General features: G+C 60.8%; 6 protein-coding genes. 2 read left to right on the top strand and 4 right to left on the bottom strand.

Annotated features, from left to right (window positions below; translation table 11 throughout):
* Positions 1-35: 35 nt before the first annotated feature.
* Complete coding sequence (gene purU, locus ACK1U9_RS25115; protein WP_023662871.1) at positions 36-887, bottom strand: formyltetrahydrofolate deformylase; 852 nt, start codon at positions 885-887, stop codon at positions 36-38.
* Positions 888-1,171: 284 nt separating this feature from the next.
* Between purU and mvaT the strand changes: the two genes are divergently transcribed.
* Positions 1,172-1,549 carry a histone-like nucleoid-structuring protein MvaT gene (mvaT, locus tag ACK1U9_RS25110; RefSeq protein ID WP_003259590.1) on the top strand — a complete coding sequence of 126 codons (378 nt, stop codon included), beginning with the start codon at positions 1,172-1,174 and terminating at the stop codon, positions 1,547-1,549.
* Positions 1,550-1,634: 85 nt separating this feature from the next.
* Here mvaT and sbcB read toward each other — a convergent pair whose 3' ends face one another.
* The 3 genes from sbcB to ACK1U9_RS25095 form a co-directional block, all read right to left on the bottom strand.
* Positions 1,635-3,068, bottom strand: coding sequence for an exodeoxyribonuclease I (sbcB, locus tag ACK1U9_RS25105; RefSeq protein WP_085602268.1), 1,434 nt, complete (start codon positions 3,066-3,068; stop codon positions 1,635-1,637).
* 73 nt (positions 3,069-3,141) lie between these two features.
* Positions 3,142-3,501 (bottom strand): PilZ domain-containing protein, encoded by a 360-nt coding sequence (locus ACK1U9_RS25100; RefSeq protein ID WP_046617204.1) that lies wholly within the window; start codon positions 3,499-3,501, stop codon positions 3,142-3,144.
* 123 nt (positions 3,502-3,624) lie between these two features.
* Complete coding sequence (locus ACK1U9_RS25095; protein ID WP_025340503.1) at positions 3,625-4,011, bottom strand: hypothetical protein; 387 nt, start codon at positions 4,009-4,011, stop codon at positions 3,625-3,627.
* A 179-nt stretch (positions 4,012-4,190) separates the two neighbouring features.
* On the opposite strand from ACK1U9_RS25095, the gene pyk reads away from it, so the two are divergent.
* Positions 4,191-5,608: pyruvate kinase (pyk, locus tag ACK1U9_RS25090; RefSeq protein ID WP_449110259.1), on the top strand; the 1,418-nt coding region annotated here is incomplete at its 3' end.

Genomic DNA, 5,608 nt, shown 5'->3' with positions numbered 1-5,608 from the left:
CGCCGGCGATGGGCTGCAAGACAGCCCCAAGGCCATCAATCAAAAACTACAGTCTTGTTGCCATGCACCAGCACCCGGTCTTCCAGGTGATAACGCAGGCCACGGGCCAACACCATCTTCTCCACATCACGGCCAAAGCGGACCATGTCGTCGATGCTGTCGGCATGGCTGACACGCACCACGTCCTGCTCGATGATCGGGCCGGCGTCCAGCTCTTCGGTGACGTAGTGGCAGGTCGCACCGATCAGCTTCACACCACGCAGGGCGGCCTGGTGATACGGCTTGGCGCCGACGAACGACGGCAGGAAGCTGTGGTGGATGTTGATCACCTTCTCAGCATAGTCCTGGCACAGTTGTGGCGGCAGGATCTGCATGTAGCGGGCCAGCACTACCACGTCGGCGGCGTGCTCCTGCACCAGGCGCGATACTTCGGCAAAGGCCGGGGCCTTGTCCTTGGGGTCGACCGGTACATGGAAGAACGGGATACCGTGCCACTCGACCATGCTGCGCAGGTCGTTGTGGTTGGAGATCACGCAAGGGATCTCGCAGTCCAGCTCATCGGTGTGCCAGCGGTGCAGCAGGTCGGCCAGGCAGTGCGACTCGCGGCTGGCCATCAGCACCACGCGCTTTTTCTGCGCCGAGTCGGTAATGCGCCAGGTCATGGAGAACTCTTCGGCGATCGGCGCAAACGCCTCGCGGAAGGCTTCGATACCGAATGGCAGCGATTCGGCGCGGATTTCATGGCGCATGAAGAACCAACCGCTCTGCTCATCGGAGTGGTGGCTGGCTTCGTTGATCCAGCCATTGTACAAGGCCAGGAAATTACTGACTTTCGCCACGATGCCAACACGGTCGGGGCAGGCGATCACCAGACGATAGGTGCGCATGAATGAGACTCCAGAACTTCGCAAAGGCGCTCATTCTAGCGGCCCGACAGGAAAAACGCAGTATTGATTGCAGCGGCCGTGGTCTGTGTTTCTGACGAGATGTACCGCCGCCATTGCCTGACAGACATGACGAAATGCAGGGTTAATTGTAAATTTTTGTTCACGTAGAGGAATGGTTGTCACAGGTTAGTTAACAGTTAATTGCCCAACAATATGTTTACTTGCGAGTATTGCCTGTCTATTATTGCCCCACACATTTCTGAACACGCATTAAGGAACACTCCATGTCCCTGATCAACGAGTACCGCGCTACCGAAGAAGCCATCAAGGAACTTCAGGCCCGCCTGGCCAACCTGTCGCAGGATGACAAGCTGAAGAAAGAACTGGAGTTCGAAGGCAAACTGCGCACACTGATGGGCGAGTACTCCAAGTCGCTGCGCGACGTGATTGCCCTGCTCGACCCAGAGTCGAAACTGAGCAAGGCTCCACGTGGTGCGGTCAAGACTACCGCCACCAAGCGTGCGCGCAAGGTCAAGCAATACAAGAACCCGCACAACAATGAAGTGATCGAAACCAAAGGCGGCAACCACAAAACCCTGAAAGAATGGAAAGCCAAGTGGGGTGGCGATGTGGTTGAAAGCTGGGCGACCCTGCTGGACTGATTGTACGCATACGCCTGCTGCTTATCGCAACAAGAACGCCGGCATATTGCCGGCGTTTTTGTTTGTCCGCGTTTTGTGTCAGCACTCAGCCAATTGCAAACTGTGCCTGCAATTGCCGAGCATGTACCTGCCACGCCTCCAGCACACGCCGCCCCGCCTCGTCGGCGCCCTCCCAGGCCTGCTGCCGCGCCTGTTCGAAGTCGCCCAGCGTGTTCGGCGCGCCCCAATGCGGGTCGCTCAGGCGCTGCTGGCAGAAGCTGAACCAGCGTTGCCGCTCTTCGCCGGTCAGGGTCTCCGGGAAGTTTCGCGCCCGGTAGCGGAACAACAGTTCAGGCAGGCGCGGGTCATCGAACATCCACTGCCCACGGCCCAACTGCGCCGGTTCCAGTGCACGTACTTGCTCGCATAAGCGGCGGTCACGGTCCCTCAGAAAACCGTCATACAATTGTTGTTCCGGGTCTACACTCGGGGCGAATTCTTCCTTTCCGTAGATGTGTTGCAGTTTGTCTTGCCATTGGGCCTGTTGCCTGGCCAATTCTTCGCCGCGCAATTGTAACAACGTCAAATCCAGACCCAACCGTTGTTGATCGACCGGGCGCAATACCGAAAGTGGCGCCAGCACCGGGCAGCGATTGATCTGCACCAGTTTGAGCGGCACGGGTAATTCGCCTTCGGCCAGTTCTTCATGGCGGGTATACAAACGCTGGCGTAGAACTTCAGCACTTTCCCGTATTAACGGTAGGGTTTCCTGATGCAGGTCGCACACAATCAGTGCATTGCGATTATGCGGGTGCCAGGCCAATGGCAATACGACACCAAGGTAATTGCGTGCCGCCGAGAAGCGCCCGGATATATGCACCAGCGGCTGCAACAAACGGATCTGCTCCATCACTTTATGCTTGCTGCGCAACTGGAACAGCCAGTCATACAACTTGGGCTGTTTCTGCCGGATCAGGCGGGCCAGGGCGATGGTTGCCCGCACGTCGGAAAGCGCTTCGTGGGCATGCCCATGGTCGATGCCATTGGCCTTGCTCAGAAGCTCCAGGCGCAGGCTGGTGCGCCCGTCCTGTTGCGGCCACTCGATACCGTCCGGGCGCAATGCATAGGCCGTGCGTACGATGTCGATCAGGTCCCAGCGGCTGTTACCGCCCTGCCACTCTCGGGCATAAGGGTCGAAAAAGTTGCGGTACAGGCTGTAGCGGGTCACTTCGTCGTCGAAGCGCAGGGTGTTGTAGCCGGCGCCACAGGTTCCAGGGTGCGCCAGTTGTGCGTGCACCCGGGTCATGAACTCGGCTTCGCACAGGCCCTGCTCGGCCAGCAGTTGCGGGGTGATGCCGGTCACCAGGCAGGCGGCCGGGTGCGGGAGGATATCGTCGGAGGGACGGCAATAGAGGCTGATCGGCTCGTCGATTTCGTTGAGGTCGAAGTCGGTGCGCACGCCGGCTACCTGCAGCGGCCGGTCGCAGCGCGGGTTGATGCCGGTGGTTTCGTAGTCGTGCCAGAAAATGCTGGAGGTCACGGGGTCGTCCTGTATCGAGGTCGACCCGATTCTAGCGCGATTCCAGCGAGCTCGGCCCGTTGGCTCCGCAGGCTCAGACAGAGGCGTTGGCGGGGTGGAAACTGAAATAGTCGCGCAACGAGCGGACGAATTCGTCGTACTCGCGGGGCGCCTGCAGCAGCATGAAACCCGAATCGTAGTGCCCGGGCGTCTGGTCTTCACGGCACCACAGGCAGCTGGCGGTAAGGTTGACGAACTGATGCCCGCCACCCAGCAGCGGCAGGCGTAATTGCAGATCGTAGTCGGGCCCGACCAGCACAGGTAGCTGGCTTATCAGCATCAGCCCGTCTTCGGAGGCGTTGCCCAGCTGGCCGATGGCCTGGCCGGTAATGCGGTTGAACACCTTGAGAACACAAGGCAGCTGATGGCGTTCGATGTGGCGCTTGTTGAACATGATCGCAAGTGCAGTCCGTATCCGATGCCAGGAATACGTGGAACTGGCGGTTGTTGTAACAGCTGAGTTACAGATTAGCGCAGCACGCGCGGCAAATCCCGTGAAATAAATCACACCTTGGTGTTAACGCCAAGGTGCGGCGGTCACCGGGTTTGCCACAGCGGCTTCGGCGCCGCGCAGATGGCCGAGTTTCTCCAGGGTCTGCAGGCGTGCCTGGGCGCGATAGGCGTATTCATTGCCCGGGTACTGCTGGATCAGGTACTGGTAGGTCTGCGCGGCATCCACATACAAGGCCTGGCGCTCGAGGCACTGGCCGCGCAGCAGCGACACCTCGGGGTGGATGAACGGTCGCGCACGGCTGGTGCGGTCGACCTGCGACAGCTCGAGCATGACCCGTGCGCAATCGCCACGGTCGTAGGCGCGGTAGGCATTGTTCAGGTGGTGGTCCATGGACCAGCGGGTGCAGCCGACGGCGCTGGCCGCCAGGGCTAAAACGATCAGGGCTCGCATGGGGGTCTCCTTTGATGCCAGTGTATCGGCCTTTGCCGGCAAATCTTCACACCCTTTTGCAAGGATACCCTGCCCGTTCAAATGCCACCCTGCCTTGGTTGCAGGTAGTGCAACGGAACAATGACTACAGCGAGATTCAGGAGTAGCCTTTCGCTGCGCTTCACTATAGGAGTCTGTGCATGAGCATCCGCCGTACCAAAATCGTCGCCACCCTTGGCCCCGCCAGCAACTCGCCGGAAGTGATCGAACAGCTGATCCTCGCCGGCCTGGACGTGGCACGCCTGAACTTCTCCCACGGCACTCCGGACGAGCACAAGGCCCGCGCGCGCCTGATCCGTGACATCGCCGCCAAGAACGGCCGCCATGTTGCACTGCTGGGCGACCTGCAGGGTCCGAAGATCCGCATCGCCAAGTTCGCCAACAAGCGCATCGAATTGAAGATCGGTGACAAGTTCACCTTCTCCACCGCCCACCCGCTGACCGAAGGCAACCAGGACATCGTCGGTATCGACTATCCCGACTTGGTCAAGGACTGCGGTGTTGGTGACGAATTGCTGCTCGACGATGGCCGCGTGGTGATGCGCGTCGAAACCGCCACTGCAGATGCCCTGCACTGCGTGGTGATCATCGGTGGCCCGCTGTCGGACCACAAAGGCATCAACCGTAAAGGTGGCGGCCTGACCGCACCGGCTCTGACCGAGAAAGACAAGGCCGACATCAAGCTGGCCGCGGAAATGGACCTGGACTACCTGGCCGTGTCCTTCCCGCGTGACGCCAGCGACATGGAATATGCGCGCAAGCTGCGTGACGAAGCCGGCGGCAGCGCCTGGCTGGTGGCCAAGATCGAACGCGCCGAAGCGGTGGCCGACGACGAAACTCTCGACAAGCTGATCCTGGCCTCCGACGCCGTCATGGTCGCCCGTGGCGACCTGGGCGTGGAAATCGGCGACGCCGAACTGATCGCCATCCAGAAGAAGATCATCCAGCACGCCCGCCGCAACAACAAGGCGGTGATCGTGGCGACCCAGATGATGGAGTCGATGATCCAGAACCCGATGCCGACCCGTGCCGAAGTGTCCGACGTGGCAAACGCCGTGCTGGACAACACCGACGCGGTGATGCTGTCGGCCGAGAGTGCCGCCGGTGCCTACCCGATCGAAGCCGTCCAGGCCATGGCCCGCATCTGCCTGGGTGCCGAAAAGCACCCGACCAGCCAGAAGTCCAGCCACCGCCTGCACACCACCTTCGAGCGCTGCGACGAGAGCATCGCGCTTGCCGCCATGTACACCGCCAACCACTTCCCGGGCGTGAAGGCGATCATCGCCCTGACCGAGAGTGGCTACACCCCGCTGATCATGTCGCGCCTGCGTTCGCACGTGCCGATCTTCGCCCTGTCGCCACACCGCGCCACCCAGGCACGCGCCTCGATGTTCCGCGGCGTGTACCCGATCGCCTTCGACCCGGCCTCGCTGCCGGCCGACAAGGTGAGCCAGGCAGCGGTCGACGAACTGCTCAAGCGTGGCCTGGTGGAGCAAGGTGACTGGGTAATCCTGACCAAGGGTGACAGCTACCACACCATCGGTGGCACCAATGGCAT

This window comes from Pseudomonas sp. XP1, from assembly GCF_053557675.1.
This window is presented reverse-complemented; position numbering and strand designations above follow the sequence as displayed.

Bases quoted from the DNA above. Each gene is read 5' to 3' on its own strand.
- ACK1U9_RS25095 (WP_025340503.1), bottom strand. From the start codon at position 4,011: ATGCGAGCCCTGATCGTTTTAGCCCTGGCGGCCAGCGCCGTCGGCTGC.
- ACK1U9_RS25100 (WP_046617204.1), bottom strand. From the start codon at position 3,501: ATGTTCAACAAGCGCCACATCGAACGCCATCAGCTGCCTTGTGTTCTC.
- mvaT (WP_003259590.1), top strand. From the start codon at position 1,172: ATGTCCCTGATCAACGAGTACCGCGCTACCGAAGAAGCCATCAAGGAA.
- purU (WP_023662871.1), bottom strand. From the start codon at position 887: ATGCGCACCTATCGTCTGGTGATCGCCTGCCCCGACCGTGTTGGCATC.